The sequence below is a fragment of the uncultured Campylobacter sp. genome, assembly GCF_938017705.1.
Classification (GTDB): domain Bacteria; phylum Campylobacterota; class Campylobacteria; order Campylobacterales; family Campylobacteraceae; genus Campylobacter_B.
Genome location: NZ_CALIIS010000172.1, coordinates 1 through 16625, shown reverse-complemented (window position 1 = coordinate 16625; position 16625 = coordinate 1). Strand labels below are relative to the sequence as shown.

The window sequence follows — 16625 nt, the reverse complement described above, 5'->3', positions numbered from 1 at the left end:
AAATTCTTTAAATTTAACCGCTATCCGCGCTAAAGCCTCATCTAGCGTCGCAAGATTTTGCGCCGCTTTCATGCTTACCGCTCCGTTTGATGCCGCGACGGTGGAATTTTGCTCGGTCTTAAAATTCTGCAAGACCGCGCCGCATGGATTTGCGAGCGGCTTGTAAGTTACCGCCCTTAGCTCCCACCATGCTCCGCTTATAGCTATAGCAAACATTACGGGAGTGCTCGCGACTCCGATTAGGCGGTGAGTGCCGCGCATAAAATATATGGCCCGATCTAGCCTCAGCGAGAATAAGTTTTGCCAAAATTTTTTGTAGATAAAAAAGCCGCTAATGCCGATAAGTAGTGCGCTAAGCCCCACGATACCCGTAAAAATTCTACCGCCGCGACCTAAAAACAGCTCCGCGTGCAGTTTATTTATCGCGCCGATAAAGCCCTCATCTCGCGGCATGGGCGCGCCTTTAATCTCGCCGCTAAAGGCGTCCAGGTAAATTAGGGCTTGCTTTTGTAGCTTCTGCGAGGAAAGTCTGATTTTATCGGTCTTTGAAGCATCTTGCGCGATGCTCCAGCCCATGATCGCATACTCTTTAAATTTGGAATTTATCTCGGATTGCAGGGTACTAAATTTCATTCTAACGAGGAATTTCGCTATGCTTTCTTGTGTCCTAAACACCTTGTCTTTTAGCAAAACTTCATTGATCTGCTCCGCGTAAACTAAAACCGAGCCGCTTATAGAAATGATTATAAGGGGTATGCAAAATATCAAAGATAGCCACAAATGAAATTTGCGCGAGATTTTGTGAAAGGATTTAGACAAAATTTTCCTTTTTTTGAAAATTATTTTAATTAAGACGGCGTGATTTTAGTGAAAATTGTATTAAAGCATCTTGAAAGTCATTATAATTTTTTAGCTAAAATTTTACGGTGTAAAATTTGCTTGAATGATTTATCTATAGAAATTTTTAAAAGCTATTTTAAAATTTTAAGAGCCGAGCGAATATTAAAATTTTCGCGCACAGGAGAGTTTAAATTTAAAGCAAATTTCGGATTTTAAAATTTCAATATCACGCAGGGTCGTGTTTGGGTTGCAGGCGTGGACGATCAACGACTCAAGTGGCTTGCAAATTCCGCACTCGCCAAAAAAACTCTGCGTTGCAGCGATTTAAATCTTTTATCGCGAAATTTGCAATCACGCGATTAAAAGAATTTACCGATAAGCGCATATCCCCACAGCGCGGCGTTGAGAAATAGACTCATCATCACGGCGGTGCTTGCGGTGTCTTTGGCGCCCTTGGCTAGCGGGTGGATTTCGCTCGTGGCAAGATCGACCGCGCGCTCGACGGCGGAGTTTATGCATTCGGTTGTGAGCGTAAAGACCGCGCCGAAGATCAAAAATAGATTTAGCACCGCGCCGAAATTCCAAAAAAATAGCGATAGCAGAAGCGGGATAAACACGCAAAGCTCGAGCCTGAAGCTACGTTCGCTGCGCAGCATCTCGGCAAGACCCGCCATAGCGTAGCCCCAGTTGGCAAAAAATCGGTATTTGGGCTGATTGCGCATAATTTTCCTTTAAATTTAGTCAAAATTTCGTATAATCATACCAAAATTTTTGCGCCAAAGGCTAAATTTGAAACTGATTAGTTGGAACGTAAACGGGCTGCGCGCAGTACTCGGCAAAGACGGCTTTGCGTGGCTCGCGGAGCAAAACCCCGATTTTTTGGGCTTACAAGAGATCAAGGTGAGCGAAAAGGACGCCCCGAAAGGGCTTTACGAGCTAGGATTTTCTCAGATCGATCTAAATTCCGCCGCTCGCGCGGGATATTCGGGCGTGGCGAGCCTGGCGAAATTTAAAAGCGAGACGAGCAAGGCGCTGTTTTTCCCAGACGACGAAGGACGCGTGCTGCAGCACCGCTTCGGCGATGTTGTGCTTTTTAATATCTACTTTCCCAACGGACAAAAGGACGAGGCGCGGCTAGCCTACAAGATGGAATTTTACGCGAAATTCCTAGCCTACGCGCGCAGCCTCGCGGAGCAGGGGCTCGGGGTGATATTTTGCGGCGACGTAAATACCGCGCACCGAGAGATCGATCTTGCAAACCCCAAAGCAAACTCCAAAACCTCGGGCTTTTTGCCGATCGAGCGGGCGTGGCTCGATGAGGTGGAGGCGGCTGGATTCGTCGATACCTTTCGTGCCGTGCGCGGCGAGCTGCGGGACGCCTACTCGTGGTGGAGCTACCGCTTTAACGCGCGCGCAAAAAACGTAGGCTGGCGGATCGATTATTTTTTCATCTCGGCAAATTTGCGCTCGCGGCTAAAGGACGCTTTCATCCTAAGCGACGTGATGGGCAGCGACCACTGCCCTGTGGGTATCGAGATCGAAATTTAGCCGGGGTAAATTTCGCGGCGCGAGCTTTGATTTGCGCGGCTTGCGGATAAGGTGCGCGTAGCGGCGGCTAATGCGCGGATTTAAAGAGGCGGTGCGTAAACGCTGCGCGATAAAATTTTAAATTTAAGGAGAGAAAATGTTGAGCGATATCGAAATAGCAAATGCGGCGAAGCCGGATAAAATTTCAAACGTTGCGAAAAATTTGGGGCTTGGCGAGGATGAGATCGAGCTGTACGGCCACTACAAAGCCAAGCTAAACATCAAGCCGCGCTCGCGCGCTTCGAAGCTTATTTTGGTCACGGCGACCAATCCGACGCCGTTTGGCGAGGGCAAGACGACGACCTCTATCGGTCTAGCCGACGCGCTAAAGCGTCTAGGCAAAAGCGTCTGCCTTGCGCTGCGCGAGCCGTCGCTGGGGCCGGTTTTTGGTATCAAAGGCGGCGCCGCGGGCGGCGGATATTCGCAGCTGGTGCCGATGGACGATCTAAATTTGCACTTTAACGGCGATTTTCACGCGATCACCTCCGCAAACAATCTCATTTCGGCGGTCATCGACAACTCGCTGTATCAAGAAAACCCGCTAAAGATAGATAAAATTCTATGGAAGCGCTGCATGGATATGAACGACCGCGCGCTGCGCCACATCACCATAGGTCAGGGCGGACGCACCGACGGAGTAGAGCGTGAGGACGGCTTTAATATCACCGCGGCTAGCGAGATAATGGCGGTGCTGTGCCTCTCGAACGATCTTGCCGAGCTTAAGGAAAACATCGCAAACATCATGGTCGCCTACGATACGCAGGGAGAGCCGATATATGTGCGCGATCTGGGCTGCGCGGATGCCGTGGCGATCCTGCTAAAAGACGCGATGAAGCCAAATCTCATCCAGAGCCTTGAGCACACGCCCGCGCTTGTGCACGGAGGACCCTTCGCAAATATCGCGCACGGCTGCAACTCCATAATGGCGAGCAAGTTAGCTCTAAGTCTTGCCGATTACGCCGTGACGGAGGCGGGCTTTGGAAGCGAGCTCGGAGCTGAAAAATTTATCGACATCAAGTGCCGCCGCGCGGGCATCGCTCCGGACGCCGCGGTGCTGGTTAGCACGATCCGCTCGCTTAAATACAACGGCGGCGCGGATAAAGAAAGTATCGCGAGCTCTGATCTTGCCGCGCTTCAAAGAGGCATCGTAAATTTAGGCGGGCATATTGAAATTTTACAAAACTTCGGGCTAAATCCGGTCGTGGCGCTTAATCGCTTTAGCTTCGATAGCGACGGCGAGATCACTTTCGTGCGCGATTACTGCAAGCAGCGCGGCGTGCAGATGGCGATTTGCGAAAATTTCGCCAAAGGAGGCGAGGGCGCGCTTGAGCTAGCCCATCTCGTAGTAGATGAGTGCGAGCGCGCTAAGGAGCTGAAATTCGCCTACGAGCTTAGCGACGATACGGCGAGCAAGATCGAAAAGATCGCTACTAAAATTTACGGCGCGAGCGAGGTCGTTTTCGAGCCCGAGGCGCAAAAGGCGCTACAGCACATCAAGGCTTTGGGCCTTGAGCGGCTAAACGTCTGCATCGCCAAGACGCAGTATAGCTTCAGCGACGACGCCAAGGCACTCGGGCGCGCACGCGGCTTTAAACTCAGCGTCAAGGACCTTCAAATTCGCACGGGAGCGGGCTTCATCGTCGCCGTCTGCGGCAAGATAATGCTGATGCCGGGGCTGCCGAAGGTTCCTAACGCGCTAAATATGAGGATCACGGACGAAGGCGTTATAAGCGGGCTGGCGTGATTTGAAATTTTATTCGGCGCTCAAAACCAAAACCGAAAATTCCGCGCTTGGGCGGTAAAATTTAGCTGCGGGCTTCGGCGACGATAAATTTTGCTTGCAGGTTGCGACGAGTTTATCGCGCCCCAGTTTTAGTGCGTCATGGTTTTACTACGCTTGAGCTTTATCGTACCGGGTTTTAGCCAGTCGAATTTTGGTTAGTCGGATTGGTCGGATTTTAGCGCGACGAGCTCGTCCCGCGAAATTTTATTAAATTCTGCGTAAAATTCTACACAGAATTCGGCGCGAAACCCATGCAGGTTTGGCATTTGAGATTTTGCTCGCGAAATTCCGCGCAAAAACCAAGCGCGAGATCTTAAACCTAGCCGGCCGCGAGCTTGCGAGCTCATCGCGGCGAGATTTAAAATTTCATAACGCGTGGGCTCGTCGTGAAATTTAAAATTTCACGCGGCCGCGCACAGTGTCATGTGTCGCTACGAGATTCTAAATTTCATGTCGAGCGCACCGTGAAATTAATCCGTCAGTCGCGCAGCAGATCGCCGCATGATCTAAAATTCGCGCTTGCGCCGCGACATGCACCGCCGCGAGTTGAATTACGCGGCATCGCAAGCTAAATTTTACGCTCGTACGATCAGTCATGTTGGTAGAGGTTTGCAGAGCCTAGATTAAATTTTACACACCGCCGTGCAGCGCCTGCAGTGGGTGCGGATTCTTTATCTGTTCTGTTTGAAAATGCACGGCAGATATAAACCGTGCGGCAGTAGAGCTAAATTCTACGAGTCGATGCGTCGCGGTATGAAATTCTATGCCGAAGCTGCCCACTGCGACTAAATTTGTGCGACGACTATATGCCGCTGCACGCTTGTAAATTAAATTGCACTTTATGCACCCGTCGCCTGATTGTCGCGCGGGATTGAAATTTGCGCGCCGCTTATCGCAGAATTTTAGGCCGCTGCACGCCGCGCCATAGCTGTCGTGAAATTTTAAATTTCATGCTGTGTGTACGTACGAGCTAGCCGTGAAATTTAAAATTTATGCAGGCGTGAAATTTGCTTCGCGTTACGCTGTGTCGTACATCGTCGCGAGCCAAATTATGTGCTGCTGCGGAATTAAAGCTTGCATGCCCGCTGCTACCGCTCGGGCGCCGCATGCTTGGCGGCTCCGTTTTGCGATCCGTTCGCGCCGTATTTGTTGCGGTTAGTTACGCACGTCGCCGCGCCGCAGTGCGAGATTTTGCGTCGAGCTCTATTTTAGAGTTTTGATTTGCAGCGAGATTTTACGGCGCGCAATGGCGCTAAATTCCATCCTGCGTGAGATTTTGGAATTTTAAAATTCCCTTTCGCGGTATAATTATATGAAATGCTAAAATTTGCGGGATCTTAATAAAGGAATTTTAAAATTTATGCGGCGCGGCTTTGTGACGCGCCCGCAAGAAAGGAGCGATCATGGACAAGCTGGATAAAGAGGAGCTTGCAGAGGCGTTTGTTGCTAGACTCAAAGCTTTAGCGCGTAGCGGTGGCGCCGATCTGCGCGAGCTTGATCGTGAGTTTTACGGATTTAGCGTGCGACTTGGCGTGCGTTACGACTTCGCCGGCAAGTTTAGCGTCTCGCAGATAAGCGGCGGCGAGCGCGCTCAGCTGCATTTCGCTGACGTCGCGCAGTTTGAGGCTCATGCGCGCGAGTGCCTACGCGCGGCAAGCACTGATGCGGAGCTAAGCGAGACCTTTATGCTACGCCTGCGTGCAGACCCCCAAAAAGCCGCTACGAATGCGGATCAAATCATAAAATTCTACGATTTTAGGCCCTTTAGCGTTCAGCTGCGTTGCGAGCATTGCAGCGGATCTGGTAGGAGACGCTGCAAAGCCTGCGAAGGCACAGGCAAGGCGCCGTGCGCTAACTGCGGCGGGCGCGGACGCTTGATCTGCCCCGATTGCAAGGGCACCGGCGGCTATAGCCGTGCGGCATTAAGCTCTACGGATACTCATGCGCGCGGTCTTTCTGGAGGCGACTCTGCAGGCCCTGCGTCAAATTCTATGGGCTATCGCTTCATTCCCTGCGCTAACTGCGGCGGTAACGGCTCGTGCATTTGCCCTGCTTGTGGCGGTGCGGGTAGATTGCGTTGCGAAAAGTGCGGCGGTGCGGGCGATTTTCGCTGCGAGCACTGCGATGGGCGTGGGTATTTCACTCGCACCGGCAAAGTATCCGTTTATGCCCGTCCGAGCCTCAGCATAGGTGCTAGTTCGCAGGTTTTCGGGCGTGAGCTGCTGGAGTTTTTATGCAGCAAGGGCGTAGGTTTTGCAGCGCGCAGACTTTTGTTACGTCTAAGCTCGCTACGAGCGGTGCAGGGCGGCTGCGAAGCAGTATTTAGCGCGGAGGAGGAGTTTTTGCGCTTGAGTTTTACCGTCTGCGGCAAGGCTTACGATGCGGCGTGCTTCGGCGGCGTGACATTCGTAAGACCTAATTTTTTGGACGAAGTTTTTGCGCCGGAGCTTGCGGCGGTGCGCAGCGCATCCGCTAGGCTAGGGCGGGACGATGCGCAAAGCCTTTTTGCGCTATTTCGCGCAAAGCCCGCGCTGGATGCGGCGATGCGCCTAGCTAGTGCTAAGCTGCGCGGCGAGACGCTAAATCTCGAGCAGTTGCGCGGCGCGGACGGGCATTTTAACTTTGCAAATTTTGCCCGCAGCGCGGCTGATCGCGACGCTTTGAGCCTTGCAAAAGACGCTTCTCGCAAAGAAAATCTCGAGGGCGGCGCGAGCGTAAAATTTGCGGGCATGAAATTCGCGAGCGCTTCAGCAAATTCTATGGGCGCGGAAGATAATCGCTTGGGGTTGCGCGGAGAGCAAGGCAGGTTCGCAGGAGGAGTGAGCGGTGGCATAAAATTTGCCGGGGCGGATCTTTCGGGAGAGAATTCTGCCAGCGATTTTGATGCTAGGCAGCAAAGCAGCGAAGCTCTCGCGCAGAATGGACCTAATTTTGCAGGCTCGCAAGAGGACTTAAGCGACACTTCTGATCGCGCCGCGGAGGATCTTTGCGAATTACACAGTGAGGGAGATTACCGAGATTTAAGTATTTTAAATGCTCAAAATTCCACAAATTCCATAGACTCCGCCGCAATAAATTCCGCAAATTCCGAAAATCTTGCCGCTGCAAAATTTAAAAATCGCGCGAATACGCAAAGCCTTGCCGCGTCAAATTCTAAAATTTCGCCCTTTGCGCGATTAAAGAAATTCTTTTTCCCGCGTTCTTTGCGCGAGGATTGCGCGCAGAGTTTTGCCGCGGCGATTATGCGCGTTTGCGAGGGCTTTATTTCGCAGCAATGTGCTCGCGATTTGGGCAGCGCGATGGCTAGGGCATTTGGCGTGCTAAGCCCACGCTATGACCGCACGACGTGGTGCATAGGCGGAGGCACGCTCATCGCGGCGGCTGCGCTGGCGTGCGAGGGCTGCTTCGAGATGATCTTTGCGGAGCATTATTTTTTGGCACTTGCGTGCGGCGTGGTAATCGCTGCTGCGGGGATGTTAGGCGGTGTGGCGCTATGGCTGGCAAGCGCAGTGCGGTGCGCCGTAAAAGCTCGTAAAATTCCGCGAGAGTATCGCTACGGCAGGGGCGGCGCGGCGTTTGCTCGCTTTTGCAAAGCTCTGCTCTGCGCCATTTTGGCTAGCGCAATCTACGGAGGCGCGGCAAATACGGGCTACGTGCCGAAAACCGGCGCAGCAGGGCTGCTGCGAGGGTGGATGCCTGCATTTTTTGAGGACGAAAATTCCGCTTCCGCGAGTGATGGCGTAAATTCTGTAGACGAAAATTCTACGAGTGCAAGCTCTAACGGCTCAGAAAGCTCTGCTTCAAATTCCGCTTCCAGGGCGACTAAGGATTCCGCTGCGATGCAAAAGGATAAAATTTTATATATCCAAAAAAGCATCGGAGCCAAGCAGGACGGGATTTTCGGCGCACGCACGCTAAAAAAGGCGAGGGAGGTTTTGGATCAAAATTTAAGCAGCGTCGATGAAATTTACGAGGCGCTAAAAAGCAAAGAGCAGGCGACGATAAATCTACGCCCAGATGATAAATCCACGCCCTAGCTTGGCGAGCAATCTTAAAAACCACAAAGGACGAAAATGAAAAATAAAATTTTAATTCTAGCGCTCGCTGCGGCGCTTTCCGCAAATTTCGCGCTTGCCGAAAATTTTGAAATCACCGCAGACGATATAAGCTGGGCTACAAAATCCTGCGATAAGGGCGATATAAAGTCGTGCGGGGCGTTGGCGCAAATTTACAATTATGGCTGGGGCGTGCCGCAAGATCTGCTAAAGGCTGCGCCGTTATACGTCAAAGCTTGCAAAGGCGGCGATGTGGAGTCGTGCGTAAATTTAGGCATTTTGTATCAAAGCGGGGAGGGGATGCCGCGCGATGAGGCGAAGGCGGCGGAGCTGTTTGACAAAGCCTGCGATGACGGGCACGCGATAGGCTGCAGTAACGCGGGCTCTGCGTATATGGGAGGCAGAGGCGTGCGCAAAGACGTTATAAAGGGCGTAGGTTACTATGTGCGCGGTTGCGATATGGATATCACGGATAGCTGGGCTGCGTGCTTAAATTTAGCGCGTCTTTACGAGGGCGCAGATAATGCAAAAGCCGCGCAGTACTACAAAAAGGCCTGCGAGCTGGGCAGCAAGGATAGATTTATGAGCTCAGTAGCGGAGCATGAGCAGATATGGAAAAGCTCATGCGAAAGCTACGAGAGGCTTAAATAGCCCGCAAATCTATGCATTGAAGCAGACTCTCGCGCTCGCCGTGGCTACGGAGCAAGAACTCTAGCGGATTTCGCATAAATAGCGCAAATCTAAATATCAAGTATCCTGTAGGAGCGGAAACATAACGGCGCAAGCTCTTAGCGGGCTCGTATTTTAGGAGGTAAGACCATGACGCTAGCGCTGATCCGCCATGTTACGCCGCTGATCAATCGCGGCGTATGCGACGCCGCAGAAGCGGCACGGCGCGCGATCCTGTATGACACTACGAAAAGCTTAGCTTTGTGGCAAACCGACAAATTTAAAAGTAGCGCCGCATACGAAAAGCTCGCCCGTATAAGCCGAGTATATTCCTCGCCGCTGCCGCGCGAGACGGCGCTAAATTTTAACCTTCTCCCACGGCTCAATCCCGCCTGCAACCTCCTCAAAAACGCCTGCGATTTCTATATTTTTTACACCTAAATTTCGCTCGTAAGCCTTGATATCGCGCGATTTTAGCTTCTCTTGTAAAAAGGCGAATTCATACTCGATCTGCCCGCGAGAGACGGCTATTTTGGCTAAATTTCGCTCGTCAAATTCGCCCACCTTCGCTACGTCAAATTTATACCCGCGAGCGCAGGCCTGCGTGTAAACCCCCGCCAAATACGCATTTATCGCCTCTAGCGCGTTTTCATGCGCGTAAAAGCGGTCAAGCTGCGGGTGATTTTTGTAGCCTTTAGTAAGCCCAGCCAGCACGTTTTTAGCTAGCAGCGCCTCGCGCCAAAGTGTGATTAGCCCCTTTGCGTCGAGATATTTAAAGTTTATCGTCCAAAGCCTCATTTTCGCCTTTCGTTAAATTTCGTAGTCAAATTCGGCGCGCTTTGCGCCACAGCCTGAGCGGCGATAAATTCGCGCCTTAAATTTGGCCGCGCCCTAGATTAGAGGCTAAATTTTATCTCACCGCACCTTTAAATTTGCCCGCTCATTGCAGCTTGCCTCTGCATAGCACAGCGATCTTTTCTACGACCTCGCCGCCGCTAACGAGGTAGGCGAACTCGTGTAAATTTACGACGGGGCAGATGTGGTTCGGATAAATTTCGAGCCGATCGCCCACGCGCACGGCGTCTCGCAGCGCTCTGTCGTAGATGATCGCATGCTCGTCGTAAACGCCATTTATCCACACATCCGTGCCCTTTATGCGCCCGAGCCCGGGCGTGGCGGTGAAGCCCTCGGTGCGCCTTTGCTGCGTGAGCCCCTTGGCACCGACGTCGGTGATGATGCGATCTGCCGTAGGCCTGCTGATGACGGTCATAAGGATACTAGCCGCATTCATCGAATAATCGCCGTACGCCTGCGCCTGCGAGGCGTCCATAAAGATATAGGTGCCCGGGCGGATCTCGGTGACGCCTTTTAAAATTTCAAAATCATTTATGAGCGAGGGCGTCGAGCCGATACTAACGACGCGTGCGGGCAGAGCCAGCTCGCGCGCTATATCCGCAAACTCCAGCGTGCGGCGCTGAGCGGCTAGATGGATGCGCTCGCATTCGCTTTTGCAGACGGCCTTGTAGGAGTGGCCGTCGTGGGAGAACACGCCGCGGAATTCGATATTTTTGCAGCCTTTTATAAATTTTATAAACGCCGCAAAATCATGCTTTTCTACAAAGCCCGAGCGGTTTTCGCCCACTTCGATCTCGGCAAGCACGCAGGCCTTCGTGCCACTGCGCTCAAAGGCGCACTCTATCAGGCGCGCCTGCTCTATGCTATCCGCGCCGAAGCTTAAGTTTACCCCCGCGCGCAAAAGCGCGATGATGCGCTGAAATTTCAGCTCGCCCACGATCTCGTTTGCGATAAATATATCTTTTAGCCCGTTTGCCGCCATGATCTCGGCCTCGCCCGTTTTGGCGACCGTGATGCCTGCAGCGCCGATGCTTTTTTGCAGCTTCGCGAAATATGGCATTTTGTGCGTTTTGGTGTGCGGGCGCAGGCTCACGCCCGCGGCATCCGCATAGCTTTGCATCTTTTGCAGGTTGCGAAGCACGATCTCTTGCTCGATCAGCAGCGCCGGCGTGTCGATCTCTGATATCCTCATAAGCTTCCTCCTAGTTAAATTTACGAAATTTTAATGCGTCCGCGCTTTAGTAGCTGCGCCCGTTTTGCAGCGCCTAAATTTTAAAATTTAGCGCCGCTTGCGAAGGGCAAAATTTATCTATCGCCTGCAAAAAACGGAATTTGCGCGCTTCTCGCAAAATATGGAATTTGCGCGCCGTAAATTTGTCGCTGCTTGCGAAACAATGGCTTACTCGCTGCAAATCGGCGCCCTTCGCGAAGCATTTAAATTTGGCGAGCAAATTTATATTTTCGCGCCGCACGTTTTTGCACCGCCGCCCGCGTTTTTTGCTAAAGCTCATTTTGCGCTACCGTCTGTGTTTTTGCGCTGAATATTTAGCGCGAAAGCTCGTTTTAACGGCGGCGCTTCATTTTCTAGCGCGCCTCGCCTCGAGATTTGCTATTTTTTATCCTGAAGTACCTTGTCGCGCCATTTCGAGTTTGCTTTATTATCGGTCGCTACGTCTTTGGATATCTCGGCTGCCGCTTCGAAATTTTTACTTACACCCTCTTTGGAATTCTCGTATTTTAGGGCATTTTCGCTTTTGATGCCGATGCTTTGCGCCTCACTCGCGGCGTCGATATTAGCGCCTAAAAAGATAAACTCCCAGTCGTATTTTTCCTGCTTGTCGCTAATCATCTTTTTGATCTGCGCTTTGGAGTATTCGCGGCTCGAGTTCTCCTGTCCGTCGGTGATGATGACGAAAAGCACGCGATTGTTTTTGGCATAGATGTCGGGCACTCGCTCGATACGCGTTATCGTGCTGCCGACGGCGTCCAGTAGCGCGGTGTTGCCGCCGGCGTAGTACTCCTTGGACGTTAGGTTTTCGACCTTCTTAAGCGGCGTGCGATCATGGATGACATTAAATTTCGTATCAAAAAGCACGGTCGTGACGCTGGCGTCGATGCCCTCTTTACGCTCCTTTTCTATCATCGAGTTAAATCCGCCGATCGTATCGCTCTCAAGCCCACTCATCGAGCCTGATTTGTCTAAGATCAGCACCAATTCCAGGTGATTTACGCCGTCTTTATGATCGGGCGGTGTGGCGAGCTCTACACTTTTGGCAAACAATATGCCCGCAAGCGCGGCAACAAGAAGGATGATTTTTTTCATAGGGGCTCCTTTGTTAAAATTTCGTTATTTTACTATTGTATCGCTTAAGTGATGAAATTTATCGCAAAACTTCGCCGCTCAGCTCCGTTTCGTAAAATTTTAAGACGGAATTTCGTCGTGGAATTTTAACGTATTCTTGCGCGCGGCGCCGCAAATTTCGGCGCGACATAGAATTCTGCATGGCGCGGAATTTCGCTGTGGAATTTTAAAGGAGTAGAATTTTATGCAGCGTGGGATTTTACGACGCAAAATTCCACGCGGCATGGAATTTATGGAATTTGCGGCGCCGCAAAATCAAACGTCTGCGGATCTGCTCCGTTTCGCGCTAAGGTAGCTTCCGATCTCGCTTATCAAAACGCCCGCGAGGATGAGTACCGCGCCTAAAATTTGCATCGCGCTTAGCCTCTCGCCGCCCACGAATACGCCCATAATGCCCGCCGTTACGGGCTCAAGCGTGAAAAACAGAGCGGTTTTGACGGGCGTCGTGTATTTTTGCATCAAAGCCTGCGCAAAAAAGCCAAAAACCGTTCCCAGTAGGCAGATCACCGCCATCGCGACGAAAAAGCTTCTATCCATCACCGGCACGATGCTGACTCTTTCAAAAAAGATCGTCGCAAAGCAGCAAAGCGCGCTTAGGCAGAGGATCTGTACGTAGGCGATGCCCGCTACGTCGCAGCTTTGAACGAAGCGGTTGGTCAGCACGATGTGAAACGAATACGCGCACGCGCAGACTAGCGCCAGCGCTTCGCCCTTGCCCAGGCCTAGCTGCGTGTCGCCGATGAGATAGAGCCCAGCGATCGCAAGCGCGATGCCCGCGTAGGCGTAGGAGTAAATTTTATGCCTAAACAGCGCCGCGGCGATGAAGGGTACGAGCGCGACGTTTAGGCCGATGATGAACGCCACGGAGGAGCTTTGCGCAAATTTAAAGGCGAAGGTCTGCGACGTAAAGCCCGCGAATAAAAACAGGCTAAGCGCCGCGCCGTGCTTGATCTCGCGCGAAGTTATGGCTTTGAGCTTCGGGAAAAATATCGCGCCTGCGATGATGCTCGCGGCGAAAAAGCGCCAAAATAGTAGCACGAAGACGTTGTTGCTCGCAAGCGCCTGCGAGGTGGGCAGATACCCGAGCCCAAAAGCGATCGCCACGAAGACCATTCCGATGTCGGCTCTAAATTCCAAACTTTTATTCATCTGCGTCCTTTTTGAAAATTTAAAGTCGTAATTTTACGAAATTTTAGGTAAAAAATAGGCTAAATTTTGGCGGAGCGATTTGGAATTTTGGTTTTTAAGATCGCGAGTTAAATTTTAAGCGTCCGGCTCGTTTTAAGCTTTCGGCTCGTCTTTTTAGGCTAGCGTTGGGCTCATTTTTTTGGGCTTGCGCGCACTCGTTCGCGCGAACATTGCGTCGTTTCGCTACGCGTAAATTTTACGGCTACTACTCGCGCGATCATTACACTGCTTCGCCGCAACTTGTCATAAATTTTCACAGCTATTGCTCGCGCGTGGCTAAATTTAAAATTTAATCGCCCGCTCCCTCTTTGTCGTTTTTTAGAATTTCTATGTTTGCGCGCTCATTCGCGCCTTTTAAGCTTATAGTTTTTTTGAGCGCGGATTTGAGGGGAGCCTTCGCCTCTTTTGATTTTATCATCTTATAGCTCCTCTTTCTTATCTCTGCTTCGATAAATTTTATATCTTGCTGTGCGTATGGGAATGAGAGCGTGAAATTTTTGCCACTTTGCCCGTCTTTTATTTTTAAAATCGGCATCTCGCCCCTCATCCCTTTTTCCATAAGGGCATTTTCTATATCGATCTTTGTGCTAAATTTAAACGGCAAACATTCCCATTCTCTCCTTATGCTGCGGCTGTCTATGATGACCCCTTTTTCGGTTAATAGCCATAGGGATATAAGTATCAAAACAATGCCCATCGCGATCACAAGTGCGGTCTCGCCGCCACTTCTGTGCAAGAAGCCGTCTATACATAAAGGGTCGTTTGCGTCAAAGCATGTAACTTTACCTTTACCTTTTATCCTTTTTATCCAGGGCTCGTCAAACGCCACTATCGATCCCCAAGATAAAAGGAATATGACGAGCGTAAATTTGGCTACAGGGCTAGGCGGTATGAGCCAGGCGCCATTTTGCACGGTTTTATAAGAAGCGTTGCTTTTAAACAGAAAGTTTTTTAAACCGCAAAGTACAAATAGCACTACATTTGCAAAAAGCACAAAATACAAAAGCCTCATGCAGCTCCTTTCATTTTGGATATTTTACGACGATATATTTAAATTTAGGCGTTTCGCTCGGCTGCTTCGGCTTTTGAAATTTCAGCTAGCTTTTCTAATATAAAATTTTGCAAAAAATCTATATCTTTTCGTGCATACAAAAATCCCGCCCCGAATTTAACGCCGCTAATTTTGCCTCGTATGCTGATTATTTTTACGCCTCTTATAAACCCTACGGCGTAGCTCATCTCGTCAAAGTTTATCCTTTCCGTATGTTTAAACGGCAAAACCTCCCATTCTTTGCAGATGCCGCTTTTATCTATTCTAATTCCTTTTTGAATTAGCACGACAAAAGAAAAAATTATGGCGCAGACAGATATGATTTTGCCGAGTATTAGCCTGGGTTTGCTTATTTGCAGATATCCGTCTATGCATCTGGGATCGCCTTCTTCAAAGCATCTTAAATTTATGCCTGCCGCTTTGTACTCTTGCGAGCAAATTTTATCGTGGGTATAAAAGCAGGGTATCGGCTCGCCGTTGTGTTTTGCTACGTGCGGGCTGGATAGAGTGACTACACCGAAGCTTAGGCATATTATAAACATAGGTATTTTTAAAAGCGGATCGGTTGGGATAAATAATGTCCCGCGATAGACGGTTTTATACGATCTGTTTGTCTGAAGCAATGAAACAAGAAGGCAAAAGCCTATCGTAACATAAAGGATTATCGTAGCAAACTCGGTTATACTTTGCGACATAATAATGACCTTGTTTCTTTTGGATTACGCAAGCTCGCGTCTTTAGCAATTTTAGCGCAAAATTTCTAAATTTACGAGATTTTGATTGCACTTTTTATAAATTTGAGATTAGAATTTTATCTCACCGGCGTTATTTTGCCGCGCAAAAGGCGGATTAAATTTTTAGCTTTTAGATCTTGCAGCACGTGGTTTATGACGTTGCGCGAGGTACCTAGGCGCTCTTGTGATATCATAACACGCCTTAAAATTTCGCGGTCTAAATCTTAATGATAATTATCTAAATATTTAAAATCGCATAATATAATTGCGAACCTCAATCAAATAAAGATTAAATTTATCTCGCAAGGATCTGCAATGAGCTCGCTTTTGAAGCGCAATAAAATTTTGTTTAACGTCCATTTGATTTTATCGATCGTTTTTTCTATCCCGCTGCTTATCATTGGCGTTACGGGCGCGATTTTGTCGTATCAGCACGAGCTTGAGGCGCTAATAAACGCGGGCTCTAAAAAGGTCGAAAAGACGGGCGAAATGCAAAGCGTGGAGAAAATTTTACAAAGCTTTAGCGAGCAAACGGGCGTTAAACAGCCCGTAAGGCTCGTCGTGCCGAAAAGCGATGACGAAGCCTTCGTTGTTTACGCAAGCAGAAGCGATGCGTATCTGATCAATCCGTATACCGCGCAAATCATCGGCAAGGACCGCGGCACGGGCTTTGTGCTAACAGTGATGTCGCTGCACCGAAATTTAGGCTTAGCGCTAAGCGGCAACAAAACTGCGGGCGAGATCGGCAAACAGATCGTAGGCGCGAGCGCCACAGCGATGATACTGCTTGTAATAAGTGGCGTCTGGCTGCATTTCCCAAGGCTTAGGCGTAAATTTATCGAGGCGATAAAGCCGAATTTTAAACTCAAAAAATACGCTCTTTTTTATAACCTACACACAAGCCTAGGCTCGCTAAGTGCGGTGATTTACCTGCTTATCTGCTTAACCGGGCTGAACTGGTCGTATAGCTGGTATAACGATGCTGTGATGAAGCTTTTCGTAAGCTCGCAAAATTTACCGCAAGCCGGAGCGCAGGGCGGGCATGCACATAATGATCGCGCCGCCGCGCCTGCAAAAGAGGGAGGCAAAAAGGGTGCAGAGTATAAATTTAGCGACGCGCAGAGGGCTTATGAGATATTCAGATCAAGCGGCATAGAGTATAAGGAATTTACCCTAATGCTCGCGGCGGCAGATAAGATCGACGTCAGGTATTACGAGCCCGATGCGCCCGCTACCGCGCGCCCAAAAGACGCGAGCGTCGATCTAAAAGTGGACAAAATCGCGAAGCAGAAGCAGACGGAAGGCATCACCGCGAGCGACGTCAAAAACGCGAACTATCAGCTCCACACGGGGTATTTTTTCGGACTCGCGGGTAAAATTTTATGGTCGCTCGTCTCGCTTTGCATGGCGTTTTTTATCTTCAGCGGCTTTTATATGACGGCAAAAAGGGCGTTTAAGCCAGAAAAGCCCAGCTAAATTTTACCCTCTCGGCAAGAGGTGC

At 50.2% G+C, this 16625-nt stretch carries 13 protein-coding genes; 5 read left to right on the top strand and 8 right to left on the bottom strand.

The genetic code is table 11. The features are described from left to right. Window positions 1-819: PepSY-associated TM helix domain-containing protein (locus Q0605_RS08210; protein WP_298706005.1), on the bottom strand; the 819-nt coding region annotated here is incomplete at its 3' end. Window positions 820-1199: 380 nt separating this feature from the next. Beyond that, window positions 1200-1562 (bottom strand): diacylglycerol kinase, encoded by a 363-nt coding sequence (locus Q0605_RS08205; RefSeq protein ID WP_298043279.1) that lies wholly within the window; start codon window positions 1560-1562, stop codon window positions 1200-1202. 67 nt (window positions 1563-1629) lie between these two features. On the opposite strand from Q0605_RS08205, the gene Q0605_RS08200 reads away from it, so the two are divergent. From Q0605_RS08200 to Q0605_RS08185, 4 genes are all read left to right on the top strand, one after another. After that, window positions 1630-2388, top strand: coding sequence for an exodeoxyribonuclease III (locus tag Q0605_RS08200; RefSeq protein WP_177386736.1), 759 nt, complete (start codon window positions 1630-1632; stop codon window positions 2386-2388). 136 nt (window positions 2389-2524) lie between these two features. Continuing rightward, window positions 2525-4171, top strand: a complete 1647-nt coding sequence (locus Q0605_RS08195) for a formate--tetrahydrofolate ligase (protein ID WP_298706002.1) — start codon at window positions 2525-2527, stop codon at window positions 4169-4171. Between the two features lie 1442 nt (window positions 4172-5613). Then, window positions 5614-8247, top strand: coding sequence for a hypothetical protein (locus Q0605_RS08190; protein ID WP_298706000.1), 2634 nt, complete (start codon window positions 5614-5616; stop codon window positions 8245-8247). 36 nt (window positions 8248-8283) lie between these two features. Then, window positions 8284-8916, top strand: coding sequence for a tetratricopeptide repeat protein (locus Q0605_RS08185; protein ID WP_298705997.1), 633 nt, complete (start codon window positions 8284-8286; stop codon window positions 8914-8916). A 375-nt stretch (window positions 8917-9291) separates the two neighbouring features. On the opposite strand, the gene Q0605_RS08180 is transcribed toward Q0605_RS08185, so the two are convergent. The 6 genes from Q0605_RS08180 to Q0605_RS08155 form a co-directional block, all read right to left on the bottom strand. Then, the gene (locus tag Q0605_RS08180) at window positions 9292-9732 is read right to left on the bottom strand and encodes a pyrimidine dimer DNA glycosylase/endonuclease V (protein WP_298705995.1); all 441 of its coding nucleotides are present in this window, start codon (window positions 9730-9732) and stop codon (window positions 9292-9294) included. 142 nt (window positions 9733-9874) lie between these two features. Continuing rightward, window positions 9875-10981: an alanine racemase gene (locus Q0605_RS08175; RefSeq protein WP_298705992.1), complete on the bottom strand. Its 1107-nt coding sequence runs from the start codon at window positions 10979-10981 to the stop codon at window positions 9875-9877. 417 nt (window positions 10982-11398) lie between these two features. Then, the gene (locus Q0605_RS08170; RefSeq protein ID WP_298705989.1) at window positions 11399-12112 is read right to left on the bottom strand and encodes a vWA domain-containing protein; all 714 of its coding nucleotides are present in this window, start codon (window positions 12110-12112) and stop codon (window positions 11399-11401) included. A 294-nt stretch (window positions 12113-12406) separates the two neighbouring features. Beyond that, the gene (locus Q0605_RS08165) at window positions 12407-13300 is read right to left on the bottom strand and encodes a DMT family transporter (RefSeq protein WP_298705985.1); all 894 of its coding nucleotides are present in this window, start codon (window positions 13298-13300) and stop codon (window positions 12407-12409) included. A gap of 328 nt (window positions 13301-13628) precedes the next feature. Next, the gene (locus Q0605_RS08160) at window positions 13629-14351 is read right to left on the bottom strand and encodes a hypothetical protein (protein ID WP_298705983.1); all 723 of its coding nucleotides are present in this window, start codon (window positions 14349-14351) and stop codon (window positions 13629-13631) included. Between the two features lie 44 nt (window positions 14352-14395). Next, complete coding sequence (locus tag Q0605_RS08155; RefSeq protein ID WP_298705981.1) at window positions 14396-15085, bottom strand: hypothetical protein; 690 nt, start codon at window positions 15083-15085, stop codon at window positions 14396-14398. A 354-nt stretch (window positions 15086-15439) separates the two neighbouring features. Between Q0605_RS08155 and Q0605_RS08150 the strand changes: the two genes are divergently transcribed. Next, on the top strand, window positions 15440-16600 hold the full coding sequence (locus Q0605_RS08150) for a PepSY-associated TM helix domain-containing protein (RefSeq protein WP_298705978.1): 1161 nt from the start codon (window positions 15440-15442) through the stop codon (window positions 16598-16600). The last annotated feature ends 25 nt before the right edge of the window (window positions 16601-16625 follow it).